Annotated in this window: 24 protein-coding genes and 1 pseudogene; 8 read left to right on the forward strand and 17 right to left on the reverse strand. The window is 70.7% G+C overall.

Annotated elements, in window-relative coordinates:
* The first annotated feature begins 145 nt into the window (after window positions 1-145).
* Together AC08OU_RS06905 and AC08OU_RS06910 are read left to right on the forward strand one after the other, a co-directional pair.
* Window positions 146-364: an antitoxin gene (locus AC08OU_RS06905; protein ID WP_476596260.1), complete on the forward strand. Its 219-nt coding sequence runs from the start codon at window positions 146-148 to the stop codon at window positions 362-364.
* Window positions 361-771 (forward strand): type II toxin-antitoxin system VapC family toxin, encoded by a 411-nt coding sequence (locus tag AC08OU_RS06910; RefSeq protein WP_462186259.1) that lies wholly within the window; start codon window positions 361-363, stop codon window positions 769-771. The genes AC08OU_RS06905 and AC08OU_RS06910 overlap by 4 nt, the downstream gene beginning before the upstream one ends.
* A gap of 62 nt (window positions 772-833) precedes the next feature.
* On the opposite strand, the gene AC08OU_RS06915 is transcribed toward AC08OU_RS06910, so the two are convergent.
* Window positions 834-1373 carry a helix-turn-helix domain-containing protein gene (locus AC08OU_RS06915; protein WP_476603062.1) on the reverse strand — a complete coding sequence of 180 codons (540 nt, stop codon included), beginning with the start codon at window positions 1371-1373 and terminating at the stop codon, window positions 834-836.
* Between AC08OU_RS06915 and AC08OU_RS06920 the strand changes: the two genes are divergently transcribed.
* Window positions 1340-2029 carry a response regulator transcription factor gene (locus AC08OU_RS06920; RefSeq protein WP_462186257.1) on the forward strand — a complete coding sequence of 230 codons (690 nt, stop codon included), beginning with the start codon at window positions 1340-1342 and terminating at the stop codon, window positions 2027-2029. The genes AC08OU_RS06915 and AC08OU_RS06920 overlap by 34 nt on opposite strands.
* A gap of 300 nt (window positions 2030-2329) precedes the next feature.
* Here AC08OU_RS06920 and AC08OU_RS06925 read toward each other — a convergent pair whose 3' ends face one another.
* Window positions 2330-2812 carry a hypothetical protein gene (locus tag AC08OU_RS06925; protein ID WP_462203777.1) on the reverse strand — a complete coding sequence of 161 codons (483 nt, stop codon included), beginning with the start codon at window positions 2810-2812 and terminating at the stop codon, window positions 2330-2332.
* Between the two features lie 162 nt (window positions 2813-2974).
* Between AC08OU_RS06925 and AC08OU_RS06930 the strand changes: the two genes are divergently transcribed.
* Both AC08OU_RS06930 and AC08OU_RS06935 read left to right on the forward strand, forming a co-directional pair.
* Window positions 2975-3193: a hypothetical protein gene (locus AC08OU_RS06930; RefSeq protein ID WP_462203778.1), complete on the forward strand. Its 219-nt coding sequence runs from the start codon at window positions 2975-2977 to the stop codon at window positions 3191-3193.
* A 535-nt stretch (window positions 3194-3728) separates the two neighbouring features.
* Window positions 3729-4421 carry a hypothetical protein gene (locus AC08OU_RS06935; protein ID WP_476599668.1) on the forward strand — a complete coding sequence of 231 codons (693 nt, stop codon included), beginning with the start codon at window positions 3729-3731 and terminating at the stop codon, window positions 4419-4421.
* 361 nt (window positions 4422-4782) lie between these two features.
* Here AC08OU_RS06935 and pyk read toward each other — a convergent pair whose 3' ends face one another.
* Window positions 4783-6198, reverse strand: coding sequence for a pyruvate kinase (pyk, locus tag AC08OU_RS06940; RefSeq protein ID WP_476599666.1), 1416 nt, complete (start codon window positions 6196-6198; stop codon window positions 4783-4785).
* A 268-nt stretch (window positions 6199-6466) separates the two neighbouring features.
* Here pyk and AC08OU_RS06945 point away from each other — a divergent pair, with 268 nt between their 5' ends.
* On the forward strand, window positions 6467-6643 hold the full coding sequence (locus AC08OU_RS06945) for a hypothetical protein (RefSeq protein ID WP_476599664.1): 177 nt from the start codon (window positions 6467-6469) through the stop codon (window positions 6641-6643).
* 127 nt (window positions 6644-6770) lie between these two features.
* On the opposite strand, the gene AC08OU_RS06950 is transcribed toward AC08OU_RS06945, so the two are convergent.
* The 3 genes from AC08OU_RS06950 to AC08OU_RS06960 all read right to left on the reverse strand — a co-directional run bounded on the left by AC08OU_RS06950 (window position 6771) and on the right by AC08OU_RS06960 (window position 9943).
* Window positions 6771-8696, reverse strand: a complete 1926-nt coding sequence (locus AC08OU_RS06950; RefSeq protein ID WP_476599662.1) for an ABC transporter ATP-binding protein — start codon at window positions 8694-8696, stop codon at window positions 6771-6773.
* A 204-nt stretch (window positions 8697-8900) separates the two neighbouring features.
* A complete protein-coding gene (locus tag AC08OU_RS06955) occupies window positions 8901-9722 on the reverse strand; it encodes an enoyl-CoA hydratase/isomerase family protein (RefSeq protein WP_462186251.1) in 822 nt (273 codons plus the stop codon).
* Window positions 9723-9724: 2 nt separating this feature from the next.
* Window positions 9725-9943, reverse strand: a complete 219-nt coding sequence (locus AC08OU_RS06960) for a helix-turn-helix domain-containing protein (protein WP_009399485.1) — start codon at window positions 9941-9943, stop codon at window positions 9725-9727.
* A gap of 647 nt (window positions 9944-10590) precedes the next feature.
* Between AC08OU_RS06960 and AC08OU_RS06965 the strand changes: the two genes are divergently transcribed.
* Window positions 10591-12051, forward strand: a complete 1461-nt coding sequence (locus AC08OU_RS06965; protein ID WP_476599659.1) for a hypothetical protein — start codon at window positions 10591-10593, stop codon at window positions 12049-12051.
* Here the strand turns inward: AC08OU_RS06965 and AC08OU_RS06970 are convergent.
* A complete protein-coding gene (locus AC08OU_RS06970; protein WP_462202815.1) occupies window positions 11959-12984 on the reverse strand; it encodes a cation diffusion facilitator family transporter in 1026 nt (341 codons plus the stop codon). The two genes, AC08OU_RS06965 and AC08OU_RS06970, sit on opposite strands and share 93 nt — an antisense overlap.
* 38 nt (window positions 12985-13022) lie before the next feature.
* Entirely contained in the window at window positions 13023-14636 is a 1614-nt protein-coding gene (locus AC08OU_RS06975; RefSeq protein ID WP_476599657.1) for an ABC-F family ATP-binding cassette domain-containing protein, read from the reverse strand.
* A 458-nt stretch (window positions 14637-15094) separates the two neighbouring features.
* Between AC08OU_RS06975 and rfbB the strand changes: the two genes are divergently transcribed.
* The gene (gene rfbB, locus AC08OU_RS06980) at window positions 15095-16099 is read left to right on the forward strand and encodes a dTDP-glucose 4,6-dehydratase (protein ID WP_476599655.1); all 1005 of its coding nucleotides are present in this window, start codon (window positions 15095-15097) and stop codon (window positions 16097-16099) included.
* A 22-nt stretch (window positions 16100-16121) separates the two neighbouring features.
* Here the strand turns inward: rfbB and glgA are convergent.
* From glgA to sufB, 9 genes and pseudogenes are all read right to left on the reverse strand, one after another.
* Window positions 16122-17364, reverse strand: a pseudogene (glgA, locus tag AC08OU_RS06985) (glycogen synthase).
* Window positions 17365-17429: 65 nt separating this feature from the next.
* A complete protein-coding gene (gene glgC / locus AC08OU_RS06990; RefSeq protein WP_476604513.1) occupies window positions 17430-18668 on the reverse strand; it encodes a glucose-1-phosphate adenylyltransferase in 1239 nt (412 codons plus the stop codon).
* A gap of 267 nt (window positions 18669-18935) precedes the next feature.
* Window positions 18936-19385 carry a metal-sulfur cluster assembly factor gene (locus AC08OU_RS06995; RefSeq protein WP_462186245.1) on the reverse strand — a complete coding sequence of 150 codons (450 nt, stop codon included), beginning with the start codon at window positions 19383-19385 and terminating at the stop codon, window positions 18936-18938.
* On the reverse strand, window positions 19382-19906 hold the full coding sequence (gene sufU / locus AC08OU_RS07000; protein WP_462186244.1) for a Fe-S cluster assembly sulfur transfer protein SufU: 525 nt from the start codon (window positions 19904-19906) through the stop codon (window positions 19382-19384). The genes AC08OU_RS06995 and sufU overlap by 4 nt, the downstream gene beginning before the upstream one ends.
* A complete protein-coding gene (locus AC08OU_RS07005) occupies window positions 19903-21231 on the reverse strand; it encodes a cysteine desulfurase (RefSeq protein ID WP_476600940.1) in 1329 nt (442 codons plus the stop codon). Before AC08OU_RS07005 ends, sufU begins: the two co-directional genes overlap by 4 nt.
* Window positions 21228-22022: a Fe-S cluster assembly ATPase SufC gene (gene sufC, locus AC08OU_RS07010; protein ID WP_476600938.1), complete on the reverse strand. Its 795-nt coding sequence runs from the start codon at window positions 22020-22022 to the stop codon at window positions 21228-21230. Before sufC ends, AC08OU_RS07005 begins: the two co-directional genes overlap by 4 nt.
* Window positions 22023-22030: 8 nt before the next feature.
* Window positions 22031-22423 (reverse strand): non-heme iron oxygenase ferredoxin subunit, encoded by a 393-nt coding sequence (locus AC08OU_RS07015; protein WP_476600936.1) that lies wholly within the window; start codon window positions 22421-22423, stop codon window positions 22031-22033.
* Complete coding sequence (sufD, locus tag AC08OU_RS07020) at window positions 22420-23631, reverse strand: Fe-S cluster assembly protein SufD (RefSeq protein ID WP_476600934.1); 1212 nt, start codon at window positions 23629-23631, stop codon at window positions 22420-22422. Before sufD ends, AC08OU_RS07015 begins: the two co-directional genes overlap by 4 nt.
* The coding region (gene sufB / locus AC08OU_RS07025) for a Fe-S cluster assembly protein SufB (RefSeq protein ID WP_476604514.1) at window positions 23631-24342 on the reverse strand (712 nt) is incomplete at its 5' end. The genes sufD and sufB, both read right to left, overlap by 1 nt.

Here is a 24342-nt window from a genome sequence, read left to right on the forward strand (position 1 = left end):
CAGGCCCTAGCACCGCCGCCTCATGCCACAGCGTGCCCGCGCTACCGCCATCTGACCGAGTCGGCAGCGGACACCTGGTATATACTATCGATAGCTCTCATAGGCGGGAGGCGTTGTGGCGGACACGGCGATCGCGAGGCTCTTCATGCACGGCAGGAGCCAGGCAGTGCGGCTCCCGAAGGAGTTCCGGCTGCCCGGTGACCGGGTGCGCGTCCGGCGCATGGGAGACGGCGTGCTGCTGGAGCCGATCGCGTCCGATGTCGATGCCTGGTTCACCGAGCTGGACCGTTTCGCGGACGTGCCGCTGTTCGAGGACGGCAGGAACCAGCCGCCGACGCCCGCCGGGGAGGACTTCTTCGGATGAGCTACCTCCTGGACACCAACACTGTGGTCGCGCTGCTGCGGAACAAGCCCGCCGGCGTGCGGGAACGGTACCGGGAGGCCGAAGCGTCCGAGGATTATCTCGCGCTCTCGTCGGTCGTCTTGTTCGAGCTGTGGTATGGCGTGGCGAAGAGCGCTCAGGTGCCGGAGAACACCGAGCGCCTGCGGATACTGCTCTCCGGTGACCTGGACCTGCTTGACTTCGATGACGAGGACGCCCGTACTGCCGGCGAGGTGCGCGCCGCCCTGGAGAAGGCCGGGACGCCGATTGGCGCCTACGATCTGTTGATCGCCGGGCAGGCACTGCGGCGCGGGCTGACAGTCGTTACGGCGAACACCTCGGAGTTCAGCCGGGTCACCGGCCTGAGCTGGGAGGACTGGACGAGCTAGCCGTCGTCGGCGCCCGCTGAATTTCACCGGCTCATGTCGGACAGGGCGTGCCAGAACGTCTCCTACGCTGCGGAGCGAGGGATGACGCGGACGTCGAGGTCGGCGTCGAGTGCCTCGGCGAGCCGTTCCAGCGCCGGGAGTGTCGGTACGGTGCCGCCGGCCTCGAACCGTGCCACCGCCGACTGCGTCATGCCCGCCGCGCCGGCCAGCTCAGCCTGGCTCCAGGCGCGCCGCTGGCGCAGCGCCCATTGCCCGCGCCGACGCCGACGAACTCGCCACGAGCCGCTAGCACGTCCGAGCAGCGCTCGGACGTGGACGGCCGATGATCTATGATCGTCTTCTGATGGACGTGTCCCCTCGTGACACTCGCCACGCTGGGCCCTCCCTATGCTCCACCAGCCACCCGGTGGGGATCTGCTGAAATGGTTGGCGTCGCTGGGTGCGGTGTCCCCGACGCACCCAGCGATCGGTGGGGCCCCGCGCTCCGCCAGCGGGCACCAACGCCCGTACGGCCTGACGAGGTCTGTCGCCTCGTGGCCGGCAAGTCCGGGAGAACGACTGGACCAGCATGAGCGTAGCGAACGGAACTGCAGTACCCGCAGTACCTGGCGCCATCACCGTGGCGGCAGTGGACGATCACCCGATCGTGCTTCGCGGCCTCGCGGACCTCCTTCACGACGTCGAGGACTTCAGGCTGATCGGCACCGCTCACTCCATCGAAGCCCTGCTGGCCGGCCCGGGGCACGGCGCCCAGGTGATCCTGCTCGATCTCGATCTCGGCGATGGCACCGCGCCGCCCCATAACATCCAGCGGCTGCTCGCGGTGGACCGCGCGGTCGTGGTTTTCAGCGCCGCGGCGGCTCCCGCGACGGTTCGCGACGCGATGCGCGCCGGCGCGTCGGGCTTCGTCCCGAAGACCGACGACATCGAGGATCTGGCCACCGCGATCCGCGCCGCCGCCGCGGGAACGGGGTGGATCTCGCCGCAGCTGGCATTCCTGCTGCTCACCGATGACGCCCCGGACAAACCGGGCCTGTCGCCCAAAGAAGTAGAAGCACTGCGTCTCTATGCGACCGGAATGCCCATGAAGACGGTTGCCCACAAGATGAACGTCTCTCCGGAAACGGCGAAGCAGTACATCGATCGGGTCCGATCGAAGTACCGCAAGGCCGGGCGGGACGCGAGCACCAAGGTCGACCTCTACAAACTCGCAGTGGAAGACGGCCATCTCAATCCCGGTGCCGAGGGAACGGCCTGACCCCGCCACCAGAGTGATCACGAGGACGTGGACCCGGCGCGCGCCCTCACGCCACCCCCCGCACAGCGGGAGAGCGCGCGCCCGATCAAGGAACGGAACACCTCGGCGGACATCCCCTGGCCCGGCGGCCTGTCCTCCCTGCGTCCCCTTGACTCCCCCGTGTTTCCTTGACCAGGAACATCCTCGCGGACAATGACGATTCGGTCATGACCCACATCCACCGAATCCGCTGTCCCCCAGCAAGGGGTCAGCGGAAGGACGTGGGAGCACGACCACCGGGACCGGATCGATGCGGACGGGTCACCCTCGAGGGGGCTTCGTCCTCGGCTGGAGCAGCACCGCCCCGATCAGGGCGAGGAGGCCGGCGCCGAGGCACACCGTGATCCCCGCCTGTGGACGGATCGAGATCGCATCCGCGGAAATCGCGCGGAACGAGGCGAGGGTCGGCGGCCCGTAGATGCGGTCCAGAGCGGTGATAATCACGATCAGGACCGCGATGATTCGGGCGAGGGCGACGTCGATCGCACCGGCAAGCGGCCGACGCACCAACCGTCCCACCCCGATGGCACCGAGCATGACCGCCAGGACACCGATGGTGCGCCCGTCTCCGACCACGAGACCGCTGAACGTACGTGTCTCGTCGCCGCTGGACATCTCGCTCCACGGCAGGACGGAGCCGATGCCGGCTCCGACGGCCGCCAGCACCACCATCAGCGCGGCAACCGGCCGGGACGGGGCGACCGGCCGGGGCGCGGTGATCGGTGGGAAATCGGGACTTTCCACGGCCTCATCGGCACGCCGGGCCGCAAAACCGCCGTTCGCCGGGGCCGAACCGGCGAGGTGGTCGCGAGACGCGGCCGGCCTCGGTTGTTCGGACGGCGTCGGTTGTTCGGACGGCGTCGGTTGTTCGGACGGCGTCGGTTGTTCGGACGGCGTCGACGGACGATGCGTCTCGGGCAAGGCCTGCGGACGCGGGACAACCGGCCGCGGCCCCGGGTCAGCACGCCGTTCCTGATCCTCCAGGTCATGGTCGTCACCCGCGCCCCGGTTCCGCCCGGGGTATGCCTGCAGCCGGCGGTCGAAGGCCGGGCCAGGATAGGAGTCGGGATAGGAATAGGCATCGGTCACCGGCTCGCCGCCCTGCCGCGCGCCGGAGACCGGTAGGGGCCACGCCTCGTCCCTCGTGCCGGAGGGCACCGGCTCGGGATCGGGTCTGAGCTGTCGGCGCACCTGCATGGTCGGCGGGTCGGCAGAACGCGACGCCCGTGGACGACCACGATCATGATCGAGTACGTGGTCATCCCCGTCGGTACGGGCGGGCGGCCGACGCCCGGCCGCGGCCTCCAGGGGATCCCTGCCAGGTTCTCGATGATCCCGGACGGGAACCGGCGCCGGCACTCCTCGCGACCGAGGACCCTCCTCAACGCCGGGAACGGATGGCACCCTGGCGCCGGAACCGGCGGACCCGGCGGAGGTCCTCGAGACGTCGCGCTCGAACCACGCGGGTCGGGACGGTGCCGGTGCTGGCGTCGGTGCCGACGCTGGCGTTGGCGTTGGCGTTGGCGTTGGCGGTCGAGCCCGGGTCGGCGCCGGTGCCGGCAGCTGCGCGGAGGCCGGCGGTAGGGAGACCGGCGGTGGGGAGGCACTCGTACGGCCGGGCGTCGAACGCGCGGTTCCGGCCGAGCTGACCGGATTCCCCGTGCGACTCGGGGGAGGCGGTGCCGCGGGACTACCCGAACGGCTCGCGGCCGGTGGTGCCGCTGCCGGAATGGGCGGGGGCGGGGCGAGCGGGGGCGGGGCGGGCGGCCCGGGCCGCGAAGCCGAGGGCCGTCGGACGGCGCCGCGCCCCTGGCCGGAACCGGGCTGGGCGGAACCGGGCTGGCTGGAACCAGACTGGGCGGGTGTGTCGGTCTTCGATGGCGTCGACCGCTTCGATGATTCCGGGGTGTCCGCCGCGGCTGGCCGGGCGGGAGCCGGCGGCACCGACCGCTGCCCGCCGCCCACGGACCGCGCCGGTGAAGCTCCTCCCAAGGGTGGAACCGACGTCGGCGGGATACGGCCGGTACCCTGCCGCGGGGCGGCAACCGCGCTCCCGGGGTTTCCCGGCTTCCCGAGGTTCCCCGGCTTTTCGGGATTCTCTGTCTTTGTCGTGCTCTGCGGGCTTCCGGCCCGCTCCGCACCGCTCCGGCCGGCCGGACCCGCGCTCGCTGCTCGTCCGCCCTGGGAGGAGGTCGGATTCGACGCACGGGCGGACGTGGCGGCCGCGTTCCTCCCGGCCCCCGGGCGCGGTGCGGTCTTCTCCGTGGTCCCACCGCTCTGCCCGGTCCGGGGTACTCCGGTTTCGGGATTGGCCGCGGCGTCGCCGTTCGTCGACCGGGCGTCGGACGCCTGACCGTCCGTCCCACTTCCCTGCTCGGCCATCCCACCACTTCCTGACATACACCGTGTGCAACAGGCCGCCGGCCGACCCGGTACGGACCGGAGGCGACCGGGCCCGGGCCGTACCACGCCCCGAGCTTGTCCGCCTAGGCCCAGCTCGGCATCATCATGACAGTCATCAGCTCACGCCCGACATGTGCCAGAACGGCAACGGCACAACGGTGGCCACGCCGACGGGCCGTCGGCGACCGGCGGACTCGGCGTCGGCGCGGCTCGGGGTGCTCGAGGTAGGCCAGTTCTCGGCCAGGGATCAAAGATCAAAGATCAGGGATGCGGCGCTGACGCCAGACGGTGGGGTCAGTCAGACGGTGGGATCAGATGGCCTCCCCGATGCGATGGACCCGCATCATGTTGGTCATGCCGGCCACGCCCGGCGGCGTCCCGGCGACGACGACCACCAGTTCACCCGGCTTGCATCGGCCAATATGGAAGAGGGCGCTGTCGACCTGGCGGACCATCTCGTCCGTGCTGTCCGCGAACGGCACGAGGAAGGTTTCCACGCCCCAGAAGAGCGCCATCTGGTTGCGAACCGCCGGAATCGGCGTGAAGGCCAGCACCGGGACCTCTGTACGGTACCGGGCGAGTCGCCGGGCCGTGTCACCACTGAGGGTGTGGGCCACGAGATAACGGGCGCCGACCGCGGCTCCTACCGACGCGGCGGCCTGGGCGAGTGCCCCACCGAGCGTGCGCGGTTCGGTCCGCAGGGGCGGTATCCGGCCGAGGTCGGCCTCGGCGGTCTCGATGATGCGCGCCATGGTGGCCGCGGCCTCGATGGGGTAGGCACCGACGCTCGTCTCCGCCGACAGCATGATCGCGTCAGCGCCGTCCAGGACGGCGTTGGCGCAGTCACTGGCCTCGGCACGGGTCGGCCGCGGCGCGCTGACCATGGACTCGAGCACCTGGGTCGCGACGATCACCGGCTTGGCCCGCTCCCGGGCCTGGCTGACGGCGCGCTTCTGCACGAGCGGCACGTCCTCGAGCGGCAGCTCGACCCCGAGATCGCCACGGGCGATCATCAGACCGTCGAACGCCTCGATGATCTCGTCGAGTTCAGCGACCGCCTGCGGCTTCTCGATCTTGGCGTGGACCGGGACCCGGATCCCCACCTCATCCATGATCGCATGCACCGCCGCGGCGTCCACAGCACTCCGGACGAAGGACAAGGCGACCATGTCCACCCCGAGGTTGAGGGCGAACCGCAGGTCAGCGGCGTCCTTCTCGGTGAGCGCCGGGACGGTGAGCGCGGCGTTGGGAATGTTCATCCCCTTGTGGTCGCTCACCGGCCCGCCAATGACGACCGTAGTGTGGACGTCGGTGTCGGTCACCCCGTCGATCTGGAGGACCAGGCGGCCGTCGTCAACCAGGACGCGATCCCCGGCCGCGACGTCGCCCGGCAGGCCCGGGTAGGTCGTGCCGACCTGATGCTGATCGCCGGGAACATCACGGATCGTGACGGTGAACCGCTGACCGGGCAGCAGGGTGACCCCGCCGTCGGCGAAGCTCCCCAGCCGGATTTTCGGTCCCTGGAGGTCGGCGAGCGTGCCGACACTGCGGCCGGCCGCCTCCGCGGCCTCGCGCACCCGCGCGTACGTGACGGCATGCTGTTCGTGTGTTCCGTGGGAGAAATTTAGTCGGGCAATGTCCATTCCCGCGTCGACGAGGGCCCGGACCTTCTCTGGCGAGCTGGTCGCGGGGCCGAGGGTACAAACAATCTTGGCTCTACGGGGCACACCCAGAGCCTAAGTACTGATCGTCGGTCATTGCACACGGGGGCCACCAGGAGACGCGTGCGGCGGCCCGAGAAGTAGTCAGATCAGGCGTATCCGTTATATGCTGCGCGTGGTCGCGCAGCGGCGTACCGTTCATATCGTCCGCGCCACACCCCTGTCGGTCGACGCGCGTGATACGGGAAAGACGGCAAGGGCGCCGGACGTTCCTGGGATCCGCTCCCTCGGATGCGGAAGTCGGTAGGGCACGATCGAGTCCCCCGGAGCCGGTATGAAACAAAATCCCGCCATCCACCGCCAATCGTCCGGCGACATCGACATCGCCGTCGCCGACGTCATGGCTCCCGCCGAGACCAGCGTTGTCGCCTCGGAGGTGCACGCCGGCGGCGCGGCCGGCGGGAGCTCCCCCGCGGCCGCACCGCTTCGTCCGGCCGAGCCCGGGTCTTAGTGTCGCCACGACGGGCGGCCGTGCTCCGCGGCCTTCCCGCCGCGGACCACTGCCGGTCGCCGCCCACCTGTCGGGTCGGCGCGACGCCGGCCGCCCGAACGTGGCGCGCCCGGGTGTGGCCCAGGAGTCAGACCCCGACCGGTGGGGCACTGGCCCCTTCGGCCCACCCCGCCTCAGCACCGACGGCCGGGGCCGGGGCAAACTGGGTCCGGTACAGCTCGGCATAGAGCCCGCCGCGGGCCAGCAGCTCCTCATGGGTCCCGCTCTGCACGATCCGCCCGTCGTCGACCACCAGAATGCGGTCGGCGTCGCGCACCGTGGACAGCCGGTGCGCGATGACCAGGGATGTCCGTCCCACCAGCGCGGCGGTCAGCGCCTGCTGCACGCCGGCCTCGGACTCGCTGTCGAGATGCGCGGTGGCCTCGTCCAGCACGACGATGCCCGGTTCGCGCAGCAGCAGCCGGGCGATGGCCAGCCGCTGCTTCTCCCCGCCGGACAGGCGGTAGCCCCGGTCACCGACGACCGTGTCCAGGCCGTCCGGCAGGGAGCGCACGAGCAGCCCGATCCGCGCCGCGCCCAGAGCGGTCCACATCTGCTCGTCCAAGGCGTCCGCCCGGGCGAAGGCCAGGTTCGCGCGGATGGTGTCGTGGAACAGATGCGCGTCCTGGGTGACCACACCGACGGCGGACCGCAGGGACCGAAGGGTGAGATCGCGGACATCGTGCCCGCCGATGCGTACCGACCCCGACCGCACGTCATACATGCGCGGAACGAGCTGGCTGATCGTCGTCTTGCCCGCTCCGGACGGGCCGACCAACGCGATCACCTGCCCCGGCTCGACCCGGAAGGTGACATCGTGCAACACCGGCGTGGGCACCCGCGGGTCGAGTACGGCGACCGACTCCAGCGACGCCAGGGAGACCTCGCCGGCGGCCGGATAACGGAAACCGACATGATCGAACTCGATGGTCGTCGCGCCGGCCGGCAGATCGACGGCGCCCGGCCGGTCGGCGATCGCTGGCTCCAGATCGAGCACCTCGAAGACCCGCTCGAAGGACACCAGCGCCGTCATGACGTCGACGTGCACGTTGGAGAGCTGGGTGAGCGGCCCGTACAGCCGTCCGAGGTAGGCCGTGAGCGCGACCAGGGTGCCGACCTCCAGGCTGCCCTGGGCAGCGAACCGACCGCCTATCCCGTAGACGATCGCGGTCGCGAGCGAGGCGACCAGGGTGAGCGAGACGAAGAATATGCGGCCGTACATAGCCTGGGTCACCCCGATGTCACGCACCCGCCCGGCCCGAACGCGGAAGTTCTCGTCCTCCCGTTCCGCCGAACCATACAGTTGCGCGAGCATCGCTCCGGACACGTTGAATCGTTCCGTCATCGTCGTGTTCATCTCGGCGTTCAACCCGTAGCTCTCCCGGGTCAGCCTGGCCAGGCGGGGCGCCAACAAGCGGGCCGGAATAATAAATACCGGCAGCAACACGAGCGACACGAGGGTGATTCGCCAGGACAGCACCAGCATCGCGGCGAGCACGAATCCGGCGGACAGGACATTCGACAGCACCGACGACAGCGTGTTGGTGAACGCCGACTGCGCGCCGAGCACGTCGTTGTTCAACCGGCTGATGAGCGCCCCGGTCTGGGTCCGGGTGAAGAAGGCGAGCGGCTGGCGCTGCACGTACCAGAACACCTGGCTGCGCATCTCGTAGATCAGACCCTCGCCGATCCGGGCCGAGAACCAGCGCTGCGCGAGCGACAGACCGGCGTCCAGGAACGCCAGGCCCGCGACGACCGCGGCGAGCGCCTGCACGAGCCCCACCCGGTGGCGCACGATGCCGTCATCGATGATCGTCTTGAGGATCAGCGGAACAACCGCACCGACAGCCGAGCTGAGCACGATGAGCGCGAGAAAGTAGGCGAGCTGCCGCCGATGGGGACGGGCGAAGGCGACGATCCTGCGCAGGGTACCGGGCCGCAGCGAGGTCCGGGTGACCGAACGGTCCTGTTGGAAGGTACGCATCGTAGACCAACCATCCATTCCCGGTCGCATCAGCCCTCCTGGCGGAGGCGCTTACTGTGTTACGTAGTGCTTACTACGTAACGATGTAAGCAGGAATTGCGGACGGGCATTCCCGCGGCGGGTGCGGCTCGTCAGGCATGCTGGCTGCAGCTTGGCACGGCACGGAGCGAAACGGATGCCGAAGCGGGAGACCGCCGGTACGGAGCCGGCGCAGGAGCCGGTCGGGGCTGCCGGTCACCCCGCCGCGGGGTCGTCACCGGCAGCGGAGCGGGCGGTGACGACGCGTTCCCAGGCCTCGTCCTCGGCCCGCTCGTCGAGACGGTCGGAGCGGGTAGCGGGACGGGAGCGCCGCACGCCGCGCATCAGCGCCTTCACCTCGGCCGCGATGTCGCGGGGAACCGCGAGGAGCGCCGCGACCAGCACGCCGACCTGCTCGTCCAGCAGCTCACGCGGCAGGACCCGCTGGGCCAGCCCGATCCTGGCCGCTTCGTCGGCGGCGAGCTCGCGGCCGGTCAGGCAGAGGTCCAGGGCGTTCGCGTAGCCGAGGAGCTCGACCAGCCGACCCATGGCACCGGCCGCGGGCAGGAGGCCGTCACGCGCCCAGGTCAGCCGGAAGCGCGCATCCTCGGCGAGAACCTGCAGGTCGCAGGCGACCGTCACCGCGAGACCGAGGTCGCCGACCGTCGTGTCCACGACGGCCACACTGATCAGGTCGGACCGATCGGAGACCCGCCCCATCGCGTCGCGCCATGCGCGATATCCCGCGGCCGGGGACAACTGCCCCACGGCGTCCGCGGGCCCTTCCTCGCCCACTCGGGGTGCGGGGTCGGTAAGGGCAGCGGCCGGTGGGGGGCGATGACCCATCCGGACAACCAGGACCCGGACCTCACCGGTCAACCGCCGCAGTTCGCCGGCCAGCGCCGACGCGAGAGCCGGGAACGAGCCGGCCCCGCCGGTATCACCGGGATCCGTCATCCAGATCGTGACGAGAGGCCCGGCGACCCGCACGTGCAGTCCGGCCGCCGCCGCCGCTACAGCGGCGGCGGGGACCGCCATGATCAGGCGCTTTTCTTCTTGGTGCCCCGGGTCGCACCACCCCGGCCGCGCAGGGTCGTACCGGACTCCGAGAGGATCCGGTGGACGAACCCGTACGAACGACCAGAGGACTCGGCGAGCAGGCGGATGCTCTGCCCACCTTCGTACTTCTTCCGAAGTTCGGCGGCAAGCTTGTCCCGCTCGGCGCCGGTGATCCGGGTTCCTTTCCTGAGCTCGGCCAACGTGGCCCCCTCCGTGTTCGATGATCTGCGAACCGATCTTCACTCAGCTTGAGTAAACGCGCCACTCGAAGCAGATGTGATCCATCACACGCGGCGCCGGTGCGTGACCGTGCCCTCGCGTTCCTTCCTCCACGCCGGCGGTCACCAGCGATGGCACGGGTCGCACCCACCCGCTGGCACAGCAGGCGCGCCTGGCCGACGGTGCTACCGAGATCAGTGTCCCCAATCCCCGGTACGCGGCCCGACAACAGCATCGGCGCGTCGCCACGAACATCGCCATCTTCGCGCTCAAGATCTTCTCTCGATGCAACGCTGCAGGTACGACCATCAGTCGATCACTGTACAGAGCGAGCCGACGGACCGCGAACGCGGCCGATCAATTCGACTGATTCCTCACATCCGACACCGGTTGTCCACCCCGTCGGGGCCGGCCCGCTCCCGTGCTGAGGCCCGGTCCGGCGAGATCGCGGACGGCTCGTCGCACCCCTGCCGGCGCCCCCGCCAGCACCTCCGGCATCCGGCTCGGGGGGAACTCCGGCGCTGGGAGCGGACCGGACTCGTTACCGTGCAGTGGTGGTCGGTGACGTGATGATCTCCGGGTCAGCACCGAAGGTGCCCAGCTACGCGGCCTGCCTCGGTACGGACCGGTGAGCGCGACGGACGGCGCCTCCGACCCGACCGCTGTCGCCGCCTCCAGCCGGTTGCCCGGACCGCGCGGCGGCCTGTCCCGGCCCTGGGCGGGGTCCGCCGGGCGCACCGAGGCCGGCGAGGCGGCGCTGTGGCTCATCCTGGTGGCCTGCGGTCTCATCGGCACGTTCCTCGTCTCCACCGGCGACCTGGATCTGGACATCGGTGACCCGCCGCTGCGCGGCGGGTGGGCTCCCCGTCTCGATTCCCTCGTCCTGGTCCCGCTCGTGATCGCCGTGGTCGTGGTCGCCCTCACCGCCTGGTGGGCCTCGACCACCCCCCCGGCGGCCACCCCGAACACCCCGGCCACGGCGACCGGCCCGGTGAACAGGCTGCCCTGGACCGCCCTGCTCGTCCTGGGCTACGTCGGATCGCTGGCGTGGAGCGGCACGCTCGCGCTGGTCGCACCCGGGGAGATCACCGCGGATCTTCGCATCCCGGCGGATCTCCTGGCGGCGGCGAAGGCCGTCGGTGACGATCCGCTCGGCTTCCTCGCCACCTACACCGCGACCACCGCGCACGCCGCGGCGGGGACCACGGCCGTCCTGCCGACCCATCCTCCGGGCCCCGTCCTGACCGTCTGGGTGCTCACCAGGGTGGGGATGCACGGTGCGGTCGCGATCGGGATACTGTTCACCGCCCTGGGCGCGCTGGTCGTCCCCGCCGTCTCGATCGCGGTGCGCTCGTTGTGCCATGAGACGGCCGCCCGGCGCCTGGTCCCCGTCCTCGTCCTGGCCCCGTGGAGCGGATGGACGGCGGCGTCCCCGGACGCCGTCACGGCTACCCTGGCCGCCCTGGCCGTCGCGGTGGGGGTGGTCGGATGCGAACCGGGTCGGCGCTCGATGTGGTGGGCGCTGGCAAGCGGGCTGCTGCTCGGCCTCGCGGGGCTGTTCGGCTACGCCCCGGTATGGCTTGGCGTGGCGGTCGCCGCGGCCTACTTCGTCCGCCGTCGCCCGATCCTCAATGTCATGACCGGTCTGGGTGCGCTCCTGCCGCTGTGGCTCTTCTACGCGTGGGGTTTCTCCTGGCCCGACGGGCTGGCCCTGGCGAGCGCGCCACGGCCGGGGCTCGCCGGCACGCTGGCCTGGATCGTCGTGGACCTGACCGTGGTCGTCCTCGTCTGCGGGCCGGTTCTCATCCGGGCGGCGCGCCGCCTGCGGCTGACCCCGGGCTGGCCGCTGCTGGTGGGGGCCGGCGCGACGATGCTGTTCGCGACGGTCCTCGGGCTGGCCGATGGCGACGTCGAAGAGTCCTGGCTGCCGGTGTTCCCCTGGTTACTGGTGGCCGCGGTGGCGCCTCGTCCCCGACCGGAGCTGCCCGGAGACAAGCTACGAGCGGGAAACCTGCCGGTGGTACTGATGTCCCTCGGCGTTCTGAGCGCGCTCGCGCTGCGGCTCTGCCTCGCCGACGGCACCGGCTGACGGATCCCGTCGTCGACCCGGCTCGTCGCGGAGGATGTCGGGCTCGAGGAAGATGCGCAGCGGAACCGCCACCGCGGCCCGCAGCGCCGCCTCCGCGCCGTTGATGGTGGCGGCCACCTCGGGCATCGCCAGTTCCGCCCCGATACCGATCTTGGCGGCGACGAGCAGCTCGTCCGGCCCGAGGTGCAGTGTGCGCAGGTGGATGACCGTGGCGACGCCCGGGGCGGCGGCGAGCGTGCCGCGGATGGTGGCGACCATTCCCGGGGCGGCGGCCTCACCCACCAGCATGCCGTACGCCTCGGTCGCCACGAGGACGGCCACGATCAGCAGGAGCACGCCGATGGCCAGCGTTCCCGCGCCGTCCCAGATCGGGTCGTCGAGTGCCAGGGTCAGCCCGACCCCGAGCAACGCGAAGATCAGCCCCAGCTCGGCTGCCAGGTCCTCCAGCAGGACGATGGGCAGTTCCGGGGTCCGCGCCTCCCGGATGAACCGCCACCAGGACTGGTCGCCCTTCGTCTTCTTCGACTCGCGGATGGCGGTCGCGAAGGAGTACGACTCCAGCAGCACCGCGGTCAGCAGGACGACGACCGCGACCAGCCCGCTCTCCAGCTCATGCGGATGGCGCAGCTTCTCGACGCCCTCATACACTGAGAACAGCCCACCGACGCTGAACAACACGATCCCGACCAGGAAGCCGGCGATGTAACGCGCCCGCCCGTACCCGAAGGGATGCTCCTCGTCCGGCGGCTGGACGGAACATTTCTGGCCGAGCAGGAGCAGGCCCTGGTTGCCGGAGTCGGCCACCGAGTGGATGGACTCGGCCAGCATCGACGACGACTGGGTGAACAGGAACGCGACGAACTTCGCCACCGCGATACCCAGATTGGCGATCAGTGCCGCCATGACCGCCTTGGTGCCGCCCTGCGTACTCACAAAGGTTCTCCATTCCGTTCCCGGGGCAGGGTTCCTGCTCAAGCCAGGGTGATGAGCTCGGCCAGATCGGGTGACCAGTTGTCCTCGACCCCGTCCGGCAGCATCAGGACCTTCTGCGGGTCGAGTGCCTCGACGGCCCCCGGGTCGTGGGTGACCAGGACGACCGAGCCCCGGTACGTGGCGAGCGCGGCAAGCACCTCGTCGCGCGAGGCGGGGTCGAGGTTGTTCGTCGGCTCGTCGAGCAGGAGGACGTTGGCGGAGCTGCAGACCAGTCCGGCGAGCGCGAGGCGGGTCTTCTCGCCGCCGGACAGGGTCTCGGCGCGCTGCTCCACGCTGTCTCCGCTGAACAGGAACGCGCCCAGGATGCGACGCAGCTCCACGTCCGACGCCCCCGGCGCGGCGGCCCGCATGTTGTCCAGCACCGAGCGGCTAGTGTCCAGCGTCTCGTGTTCCTGCGCGTAGTACCCGAGACGCAGACCGTAACCGGGATGCACCTGACCGACGTCGGGCGCCTCCTGGCCCGCCAGGATGCGCAGCAGCGTGGTCTTGCCGGCACCGTTCAGCCCGAGGACCACGACCCGCGAGCCGCGGTCGATCGCGAGGTCCACGCCGGTGAACACCTCCAGCGAGCCGTAGGACTTCGACAGTCCGGTGGCGGTCAGCGGCGTGCGGCCGCACGGAGCCGGGTCCGGGAAGCGCAGCTTGGCTACCCGGTCGGCGACGCGCGCCTCGGCGAGCCCGGCCGCGAGCCGCTCGGCCCGCCGGTCCATCTGATGGGCGGCCCGCGCCTTGGTCGCCTTGGCGCGCATCTTGTCGGCCTGCGCCTTCAGCGAGTCGATCTTCTTCTCGGCATTGGCGCGTTCCCGGCGACGGCGGCGCTCGTCCAGCTCGCGCTGGTTGAGATAGGTCTTCCAGTTCACGTTGTAGACGTCGAGGGTGGCCCGGTTGGCGTCGAGGTGGAAGACCTTGTTCACGCACTTGTCGAGCAGGTCGACGTCGTGGCTCACCACGATCAGGCCACCCGTGTGAGCGCGCAGGAAGTCCCGCAGCCACCCGATCGAGTCGGCGTCGAGGTGGTTCGTCGGCTCGTCGAGCAGCAGGGTCGCGTCGGCGTTGCCGGACCCGGCGAACAGGATGCGAGCGAGTTCGACCCGCCGCCGCTGCCCACCGGACAGGGTGCCGATGGGCTGGACGAGCACCCGGTCAGCCAGGCCCAGCGACGAGCAGATCCGGGCAGCCTCCGCCTCGGCGGCATAACCGCCGAGCGTCCCGAATCGCTCCTCCAGGCTGCCGTAGCGGCGGATCGCCGCGTCCCGCGCCGTGGTGTCGACCAGCTCGGCCATCTCCAGCTGCAGCTTCTCCATTTCGCGCAGGAGAACGTCGAGACCACGTGCCGACAGCACACGATCACGGGCAGTGTCGGCCAGATCGCCGGTACGCGGGTCCTGGGGGAGGTAACCCATCTCACCCCGGAGGTCGACGGTGCCGGCGAACGGCAGCCCCTCCCGGGCAAGCACCTTCAGCAACGTCGTCTTGCCGGCCCCGTTGCGCCCGACGAGACCGATCCGGTCGTTCGGCTGCACCCGGAAGGATACGGGCTCGATCAGAGTGCGGGCTCCGGCACGCAGTTCGAGCTCGGACACAATGATCATCGAGGTAGGGCCTCTTTCGGGCTTCCAGACAACGCCGGGCGAGCGTCAGAGCGTTACACCGGCGACGTCGGGTTGACACGGACAACGGCGGGGACCCCACCAGAGCACTGCGAACCGGGACGACCGAGGTCGGGCACGGGGTAGGTCGGGCACAGGGCAGGTCGCGCACCGTGCCCACCAAGGACGGCACGGTCGGGCACGCGACGATCACGATACGACGATGCTCATGACCTCAAGAGTACGGGGGGCATAGGCCGCTGTGGCCGCCGGCTAGCCCTCGGGCAGGCCCGCCACGCGCCAGAGCGTAGGGTGCCCGTGCGCCCACGGTCACCCGCCGTCGTCCGGGTGGCCGCGCGCGGGCCAGGCCGGTGCCCGCCCGCCACGAGAACATGGACGACGTCCGTCCACCGCCCAGCCGCAGGCGTCGCCGCGCCTGCGCACCGATCGAAAGGCACACCATGTCGACGCTCCTCGTGACCGGAGCCGCCGGGTTCATCGGATCGAACTTCGTCCGCTACTGGCGGACGCGGCATCCGGGGGACGCGGTCGTGGCGCTCGACGCCCTGACCTACGCCGGCTGCCGGGAGAACCTCGCCGACGTCGCGGACCGCGTCACGTTCGTCCACGGCGGCATCCGTGACCAGGAGCTCGTCGAGTCGGTGCTGCGGGAGCACTCCGTGGACGTGGTGGTGAACTTCGCCGCCGAGTCGCACAACAGTCTGGCGATCATTCGCCCCGGCGAGTTCTTCTCGACGAACGTGATGGGTACCCAGGCCCTGCTCGAGGCGGCCCGCACGGTCGGGGTGGCCCGCTTCCACCAGATCTCCACCTGCGAGGTCTACGGCGACATGGACCTCAACGACCCCGGCGCCTTCACCGAGGACTCCCCCTACCTCCCCCGCACGCCCTACAACGCGGCGAAGGCCGGCGGGGACCACGCCGTACGCGCCTATGGCTTTACCTACAACCTCCCCGTGACGATCACCAACTGCTCGAACAACTACGGTCCCTACCAGTTTCCGGAGAAGGTCATCCCCCTGTTCGTGACCCGGGCGCTGCAGGGCGAGTCGCTCCCGATGTACGCCTCTACCACGAACCGGCGCGAGTGGCTGCACGTGATGGACCACTGCCGGGCGATCGACGCGGTTCTGGACCGCGGGCGGCTCGGCGAGACCTACCACGTCGGATCCGGCGTCGAGGCGGACATCGAGACGATCGCCGACACGGTGCTCGCCGAGCTCGGTCTGCCCGCGTCGTTGAAGACGATCGTGCCCGACCGTCCCTCGCACGACCGCCGCTACCTGCTGGACTCCACCAAGCTGCGGACCGAGCTGGACTGGGCGCCGTTGATCGACTTCGCCGAGGGCATGCGGTCGACCATCGCCTGGTACAAGGAGAACGAAGCCTGGTGGCGTCCGCTGCTCGGTCGCTCCCCGGTCTCCGAAACGGCCTGGACGAGCTGACAGCCCCAGCCGAGCTGAGCCGTCAGCCGCCGGTCAGCGACGCGTACAGCCGCGCGGTGCGCTCGGCGATCGCAGCCCAGCCGAACTCGGTGACGGCCCGGTCCCGGCCCGCGTGGCCCATCGCGGCCGCCCGGACCGGGTCCGCGAGCACCTCGTTGACGGCCCCGGCCAGCGCGCCGGGGTCGTCGGGCGGCACCAGCAGACCGGTGACGCCGTCGTCGACGACCTCGGGAATGCCACCAACCCGGGAGGCGACGACCGCGGTGCCGCACGCCATCGCCTCCAGGTTGACGATGCCGAGCGGCTCGTAGACCGACGGGCAGACGAACACGGTGGCATGGCTGAGCAGCTGGATCACCTCCGGCTTCGTCAGCATCCCGGGCAGCCAGACCACGCCGTCGCGGCCGGCGCGCAGGCCCTCGACCAGGTCGGTGATCTCCGTGAACAGCGCAGGGGTGTCCGGGGCCCCGGCACAGAGCACGAGCTGCGCCTGGGGGTCGATCGCCGCCGCCGCCCGCAGCAGCACCGGCAGCCCCTTCTGCCGGGTGATCCGCCCCACGAAGATCACCGTCGGCCGATCCGGGTCCACCCCGTGGCGTTCCAGCACGTCGGTCGCGGTGTCCGGACGGTACTCGTCGGTGTCGATGCCATTGCGGATGACGTGCACGCGGGCCGGATCGACCGCCGGGTAGGCATCGAGGATGTCCGCGCGCATGCCCGCGCTGACCGCGACCACGGCGGCCGCCGACTCGATCGCGACCCGCTCGCACCAGGACGACACCCGGTAGCCCCCGCCCAGCTGCTCGGCCTTCCAGGGACGCCGGGGCTCCAGCGAGTGCGAGGTCATCACGTGCGGGACGCCGCCGAGCAGCGCGGCGAGATGGCCACCGAGATTCGCGTACCAGGTGTGCGAGTGGATCACGTCCGCGCCGGCCGCCGTGGCGGCCATGGACAGGTCCATCGACACGGTCCGCAGCGCGTCGTTCGCGTCGGCGAGCGCGGCCCAGCTCCGGTGCGCCGCGACCGCGGCGACGCCCGGGGCACCCGCCCTCTCGACCACCGGCCGGTCGACGGCACCGGTCGACGGCACCGCACCCGCGGGCCCACCGCCCACCGCCCGGCGCCCCGCCGCCCGGCGCCGGCCCCTCGCGGTGGACGGTGAGGTCGACCAGCCGGGCGAGCTCCCGGCTCAGGTACTCGACGTGCACACCCGCCCCGCCGTAGACGTCCGGGGGGTACTCCCGGGTGAGCATGGCGACGCGCATGTGCGGTCTCTCCCAACGGTGCCGTGACGGGACGGGTGCGGGCGGATAGGGGGATGGCGGCCGGTTCAGTCGGCGATCGTGATGCCCTTGCCGACGACGGTGACGCCCTGCTCGCTCACGGTGTAGCCGCGGGCGCGATCCCGGTCCTTGTCCACCCCGACCTGGGCGCCCGCCGACACGTGCACGTTCTTGTCCAGGATGGCATCGCGGACGACGGCCCCCCGGCCGACGACCACGTTGTCCAGGAGCACCGTGTGGTCGACCTCGGCCCAGGAGTTCACCCGCGCTCCCGGGGACAGCACCGACGAGCGCACCGTGCCCCCGGAGATGATGACTCCGTTGCTGACGATGCTGTTCATGGCCGTGCCGGTGCGCTGCAGGCCATCGTGCACAAACTTCGCCGGTGGCAGCGAGGGGATGCTGGTGAGGATCGGCCACTCCCGGTTGTAGAGGTTGAACACCGGGTCGAGCGCGCACAGATCCATCTGCGCCTCGAAGTACGAGTCGACGGTGCCGACGTCGCGCCAGTAGCCGCGGTCACGCAGCGTCGTGCCCGGGACGACGTTGCCGGCGAAGTCGTACACCGCCGCCGCCCGCTGGGCCACGAGCATCGGGATGATGTTCCCGCCCATGTCGTGGACGCTGTCCTCGTCGGCGGCATCCTTGCGCAGGGCGTCGATCAGCACGTCCGTCGAGAAGACGTGGTTGCCCATCGAGGCGAACGTCTCCTCGGGGCTGCCCGGCAGACCCGGCGGATCGGCGGGCTTCTCCAGGAACGCCTCGATCGTGCGGCCGTCGGGCGCCGTCTGGATAACCCCGAACGCCCGGCCCTCGGATCTCGGTACCCGCAGCCCGGCGACGGTGACGCCGGCTCCGCTGTCGAGATGCTGGGCGACCATCTGCCGCGGGTCCATCCGGTACACGTGGTCCGCGCCGAAGACCACGACGATGTCCGGGGCGTCGTCGTAGACGAGGTTCAGCGACTGGTGGATGGCGTCGGCGCTGCCGGCGAACCATCGCGGCCCCAGCCGCTGCTGCGCCGGCACCGGCGTGACGTAGTTGCCGAGCAGGTTGCTCATCCGCCACGTCGTCGTGATGTGCCGGTCGAGGCTGTGGCTCTTGTACTGGGTCAGGACCGCGATGCGCAGGTAGCCCGCGTTCACCAGGTTGGACAGCACGAAGTCAATCAGGCGGTACAGCCCACCGAAGGGGACGGCGGGCTTCGCCCGGTCCGCGGTCAGCGGCGCCAGCCGCCGTCCGGCACCCCCGGCCAGCACCAGACCGAGGACCCGCAGGCTCGGCACAGACAGGCTCCCGTCTTCCGGCTCGATCTCCGAACGACCGGCGGGGCCGGACACCACGTCACGATGCGGAAAGCCCCGCCGAAATGGGCCGATGACGACGCCGATCGCCTGGTTCCGACCCTACAAGCCTGGCGGGCGGACACGGGCGGAGTGAGCGGTGGTTGCTGGGTAGCCAGCCGTATGTTGCGTGAACCCCACCGGTTGTTCATCCGGTGGGCCGAGGGCGGACGGCAGCCCGAGGGCGGGCGGCCCGGCAGCCGGCGGCCGTCAGACGTTGAAGCCGAGCGCGCGCAGCTGCTCGCGACCGTCGTCGGTGATCTTGTCCGGTCCCCACGGCGGCATCCAGACCCAGTTGATGGTCACATCCGCGGCCAGCCCGTCCGGGCCATCGACCAGGGCGGAGCGGGTCTGGTCCTCGATGACGTCGGTGAGCGGGCAGGCCGCCGAGGTCAGCGTCATGTCGAGGGTGACGGTGTTGTCGTCGGCGACGTGGATGCCGTAGACGAGGCCGAGGTCGACGACGTTGATGCCGAGCTCGGGGTCGACGACGTCGCGCATCGCCTCCTCGATGTCCTCGAAGCTGGCGAGCTCCGGCGGGGCGCCCGGTCCCGTCGGGTCCGGGTCCAGCAGCGGCTTCGGGACCCCGGCGGGCTGGTCCGCCGCCTCGGCGGTTTCTCCCGTCTCGGTCGAGCGCGTCTCGGTCACCGTCTCGCTCATGGCTTCTCCTGCTCGGGTACGTCGAGGGGGGCGACGCGGGGGAACGCGACAGAGGTGGATGCGGCGGCACCGGCACCGGCGACGCTCGGATCCATCGCCTTGGCGGTCGCGTCCTTCCAGGCCATCCAGGACAGCAGGGCACATTTCACCCGGGCGGGGTACTTGGAGACGCCGGCGAACGCCACGGCGTCCTCCAGCACGTCCTCGTCACCCTCGACGGTGCCCCGCGACTGCATCAGCGCCAGGAACTCGCGTTCGAGCTTCAGCGCCGCGTCGACCGGCTTGCCGATCACGAGATCACTCATGACGCTCGCCGACGCCTGACTAATCGAACAGCCCTCGCTCTCGTAGGAGACGTCCTCGACGACCCCGTCCGAGACCTTCACCCGCAGGGTCACCTCGTCGCCGCAGGTCGGGTTGACGTGGTGCACCTCGGCGTCGAAGGGATCCCGCAGCCCCCGGTGGAGCGGGTTGCGGTAGTGGTCCAGGATGATCTCCTGGTACATGGAGTCGAGTTTCACCTCAGAAAGAACCTCCGGACCCCGTGCAGTCCTTCCACCAGGGCGTCGACCTCACCGGTCGTCGTGTAAAGGTGGAACGACGCGCGGGTCGTCGCAGGTACCCCGAACCGCAGGCAGACCGGCCGGGCGCAGTGGTGCCCGACCCGCACGGCGATGCCGCGCTCGTCGAGGATCTGTCCGACGTCGTGGGGATGGATCGGCCGGCCGTCGTCCTCGTGCAGCACGAAGGAGATCGCCCCGCCGCGGGCGTCCGCCGTCGGCGGACCGATGATCCGCAACCCCGGCACCTCGGCGAAGGCGTCCAGCGCGTAGGCCGTCACCGCGTGCTCGTGCTCGGCGACGGCCGGCATGCCGAGCGCGGTCAGGTAGTCGACGGCCGCGCCGAGCCCGACCACCTGGGCGATCATCGGGGTGCCGGCCTCGAACCGGTGCGGCGGCGCCGCGTAGGTCGAGCCCTCCATGGTGACAAGCTCGATCATCTCGCCGCCGCCGAGGAAGGGCGGCATGACCTCGAGCAGCTCGTAGCGCCCCCAGAGCACCCCGACCCCGGTGGGCGCGCACATCTTGTGCCCGGTGAAGGCCAGGAAGTCCACCCCGAGATCGGTGACGTCGACCGGGTTGTGCGGCACCGACTGGGAGCCGTCCAGCACGGTCAGCGCGCCGACCTCGCGGGCCCGCGCCACCACCTGCGCGACCGGGTTGATCGTGCCGAGAATGTTCGACTGGTGGACGAAGGCGACGACCTTCGCCCGCTCGGTGATGATCGAATCGAGGTTGCTCAGGTCAAGCCGGCCGTCGTCGGTCAGCCCGATCCAGCGCAGCGTCGCCCCGGTGCGCCGGGCCAGCATCTGCCACGGCACGAGGTTGGAGTGATGCTCCATCTCGGTGACGACGATCTCATCACCCGGGCCGACCCGGAACCGCTCCGCCTCGGCGCCGGCGGCCCCGGCGTTGCTCATCGCGTAGGCGACGAGGTTCAGCGCCTCCGAGGAGTTCTTGGTGAACACCACCTCCCGGCGGTCGCCCGCCCCGATGAAGGCGGCGACCTTGTCCCGGGAGGCCTCGTACAGCCCGGTGGCCTCCTCGGCCAGCACGTGGAGGCCGCGGTGCACGTTGGCGTTGTGCAGCTCGTAGTAGGTCCGCTCGGCGTCGAGCACCGCCAGCGGCTTCTGCGAGGTGGCGGCGCTGTCGAGGTAGACCAGCGGCCGGTCGTCGTGCACCGTGCGGGCCAGGGCGGGGAAGTCCCGGCGGACCTGCTCGACGTCGAACCCGCCAACGAGCCGGGGTCCGGGCCCCAGGCGCACGGCCACGTCGGTCAGCGTCATGACACCGCTCCCGCGCCGGCCGGCGTGGCCGCGCCGCCACCCTTGGCGTAGCGGTCGTAGCCGGACTCCTCCAGCACGGCGGCCAGTTCCGGGCCGCCCTCGTCGACGATCCGCCCCGCCGCCATGACGTGGACGAACTCAGGACGGATGTAGCGCAGGATTCGGGTGTAGTGGGTGATGAGCAGGATGCCCGTCTCCCCCTGGGCCCGCACCGACTCGATGCCTCCGGAGACGATGCGCAGCGCGTCGACGTCGAGGCCGGAGTCGGTCTCGTCCAGCACGGCGATCCTCGGCTTGAGCAACGCCATCTGCAGGATCTCGTGACGCTTCTTCTCGCCGCCGGAGAAGCCCTCGTTGACGTTGCGCTCGGCGAACGCCGGGTCCATCTCGAGCGCAGCCATGGAGGTCTTGACCTCCTTGACCCAGGTCCGCAGCTTCGGCGCCTCGCCGCGCACGGCCGTGACCGAGGAGCGCAGGAAGTTCGACACCGAGACCCCGGGGATCTCCACCGGGTACTGCATCGCCAGGAAGATCCCGGCCCGGGCCCGGGCGTCGACGCTCATCGCGAGGACGTCCTCGCCGTCGAGCGTGATGCTGCCCTCGGTGACCGTGTACTTGGGATGGCCCGCGATCGCATAGGACAGCGTCGACTTGCCCGACCCGTTCGGCCCCATGATCGCGTGCGTCTCGCCCTTGCGGACGGTCAGGTCCACCCCGCGCAGGATCTCGCGCGTGCCCTCGCCGTCCGTCTCCACCGAGACATGCAGATTGCGGATCTCCAGTGTGGACACCGCTGCCGTCACCCTCGTTCCGGGTTCGAATGTGTAACGTTTGGATGGGTAACGTCGACGAGCACGCCGTCGCCGTCGACGGTCACTGCGTACGTGGGCACCGGCTCAATCGCCGGCAGGCTCAGCGGGACGCCGCTGGCCAGGTCGAACTGGGACCCGTGCAGCCAGCACTCGATCTTGCCGTCCTCGGCTTCGCCCTGGGAGAGCATCACGTCGGCGTGCGAGCACTCGTCGCGCACGGCGTAGACCGCCCCGCCCGACCGCACCACGCACACCGGCACACCCTCGATCTCGGTGCCGATCGCGCTGCCCTCGGCGAGGTCCGCGGCGGCACACACCCGGTGCCACCGCGGGGCGACCGAGGAGCCGCCCGCGGCAGAACCGCCGGTCGCGGTCGTCATCCGCCCACCTCCGCCGACAGCTCGCCGGCGACCTTGGTCATGATGCGCTCCCGCAGCTCCGGCACGTCGATCCGGTCGATGATCTCGGCGAAGAAGCCGTGCACCACGAGCCGGCGGGCCTCCTCGGGCGAGATCCCCCGCGACTGCAGGTAGAACAGCGCCTCGTCATCGAACCGGCCGGTGGCGCTGGCGTGACCGGCACCGGCGACCTCACCGGTGAGGATCTCCAGGTTCGGGACCGAGTCGGCCCGCGCGCCGTCGGTGAGCACGAGATTGCGGTTGAGCTCGTAGGTGTCCGTGCCCACGGCGTCGGCGCCGATGAGGACGTCGCCGATCCACACCGCGTGGGCGGCGTCCCCGCGCAGCGCGCCCTTGTAGGTGACCCGGCTGCGGCAGGAACGCGGCTCGTGCGTGACGAGCAGCCGGTGCTCCTGGTGCTGGCCGGCGTCGGTGAAGAACACGCCGTAGAGCTCGGCGTCGCCGCCGGGCCCGCGGTAGTCCACGGTCGGGTTGAGGCGCACCAGGTCACCGCCGAGGGTGATGGTGAACGAGCGCAGCCGGGCGTCGCGCCCCAGCGAGTAGGCGTGCGCGCCGAGGTGCACGGCGTCGTCGTCCCAGTCCTGCAGGGTGATGAAGGTGAGCGAGGCGCCGTGCCCCACGTACACCTCGACGTTGCCGGCGTAGGTGGCGCTGCCGGTATGGTCGAGCACCACGGTGGCCGACGCGAACGGGCCCACCTCGACGAGGACGTGACCGTAGGCCACCCCGCCCGGGGAGCCGCGCCGCCCGCCGTCGCCGCTCGTCGCGACGAACCCGGCCGGGGACCTGGGGCTCTCACCGTGCAGATGCACGACCACCGGCTCGGTGAGCGCGGCCTCGGCCGGGACGGTGACGGCGAGCGCGCCCGCCGACCGGGTCAGGGCGAAGGCAGCCACCCGGTCGGCCGGGGTCAGCACCCGGCCGATCCGGGCGTCGCCGACGGCGAGCTGCTCCACCTCGACCCCCGCGGGCGCCGTGACCGACACGGAGACCTTGCCGTCGGCCTCGGGGCCGGTCGGCAGTCCGCGCAGCCGGCGCAGCGGGGTGAACCGCCACGCCTCCTCGCGTCCGGTGGGCACGGCGTGGTCGAGCGGGTTACGGGACCGTACGGGACGGGGTACGGCACCGGAGGCGGCCGGGGGCCGACCGGTGGCGTCGATGACGACCATCAGCCGACCGCACCTTCCATCTGCAGCTCGATGAGGCGGTTGAGCTCGAGGGCGTACTCCATGGGCAACTCCCGGGCGATCGGCTCGACGAAGCCGCGCACGACCATCGCCATCGCCTCTTCCTCGGACAGGCCCCGGCTCATCAGGTAGAACAGCTGGTCCTCGCCGACCTTGGAGACGCTCGCCTCGTGCCCGATGGAGGCGTCGTCCTCGCGCACGTCGACGTAGGGGTAGGTGTCCGAGCGGCTCACCGTGTCGACGAGCAACGCGTCGCACTTGACCGTCGACCGGGAGGCCGACGAGCCCTCGTTGATCTGGACGAGCCCGCGGTAGGACGTCCGCCCGCCGCCGCGGACCACCGACTTGGAGACGATCGTCGAGGAGGTCCGGGGCGCGGCGTGCACCATCTTCGCGCCCGCGTCCTGGTGCTGACCGGCACCGGCGAAGGCGATGGAGAGCACCTCGCCCTTGGCGTGCTCGCCGAGCAGCCACACGGCCGGGTACTTCATCGTCACCTTGGAACCGATGTTGCCATCGATCCACTCCATGGTGCCGCCCTCGTGGCAGGCGGCGCGCTTGGTGACCAGGTTGTAGACGTTGTTCGACCAGTTCTGGATGGTCGTGTACCGGCAGCGCGCGTTCTTCTTCACGACGATCTCGACGACCGCCGAGTGCAACGAGTCCGACGAGTAGACCGGCGCCGTGCAGCCC

Source organism: Frankia sp. CcMO1, assembly GCF_977945845.1.

What these genes read in the sequence shown, in the direction of transcription:
- AC08OU_RS06910 (WP_462186259.1), top strand. Translation starts at nt 361, where the DNA reads ATGAGCTACCTCCTGGACACCAACACTGTGGTCGCGCTGCTGCGGAAC.
- AC08OU_RS06975 (WP_476599657.1), bottom strand. Translation starts at nt 14,636, where the DNA reads ATGATCATTGTGTCCGAGCTCGAACTGCGTGCCGGAGCCCGCACTCTG.
- AC08OU_RS06950 (WP_476599662.1), bottom strand. Translation starts at nt 8,696, where the DNA reads ATGCGACCGGGAATGGATGGTTGGTCTACGATGCGTACCTTCCAACAG.
- AC08OU_RS06945 (WP_476599664.1), top strand. Translation starts at nt 6,467, where the DNA reads ATGAAACAAAATCCCGCCATCCACCGCCAATCGTCCGGCGACATCGAC.
- AC08OU_RS07015 (WP_476600936.1), bottom strand. Translation starts at nt 22,423, where the DNA reads ATGACGACCGCGACCGGCGGTTCTGCCGCGGGCGGCTCCTCGGTCGCC.
- AC08OU_RS06930 (WP_462203778.1), top strand. Translation starts at nt 2,975, where the DNA reads ATGCGTCTCGGGCAAGGCCTGCGGACGCGGGACAACCGGCCGCGGCCC.
- AC08OU_RS06955 (WP_462186251.1), bottom strand. Translation starts at nt 9,722, where the DNA reads ATGGCGGTCCCCGCCGCCGCTGTAGCGGCGGCGGCGGCCGGACTGCAC.
- sufD (WP_476600934.1), bottom strand. Translation starts at nt 23,631, where the DNA reads ATGGTCGTCATCGACGCCACCGGTCGGCCCCCGGCCGCCTCCGGTGCC.
- AC08OU_RS06920 (WP_462186257.1), top strand. Translation starts at nt 1,340, where the DNA reads ATGAGCGTAGCGAACGGAACTGCAGTACCCGCAGTACCTGGCGCCATC.
- rfbB (WP_476599655.1), top strand. Translation starts at nt 15,095, where the DNA reads ATGTCGACGCTCCTCGTGACCGGAGCCGCCGGGTTCATCGGATCGAAC.
- AC08OU_RS07005 (WP_476600940.1), bottom strand. Translation starts at nt 21,231, where the DNA reads ATGACGCTGACCGACGTGGCCGTGCGCCTGGGGCCCGGACCCCGGCTC.
- AC08OU_RS06905 (WP_476596260.1), top strand. Translation starts at nt 146, where the DNA reads ATGCACGGCAGGAGCCAGGCAGTGCGGCTCCCGAAGGAGTTCCGGCTG.
- AC08OU_RS06995 (WP_462186245.1), bottom strand. Translation starts at nt 19,385, where the DNA reads ATGAGCGAGACGGTGACCGAGACGCGCTCGACCGAGACGGGAGAAACC.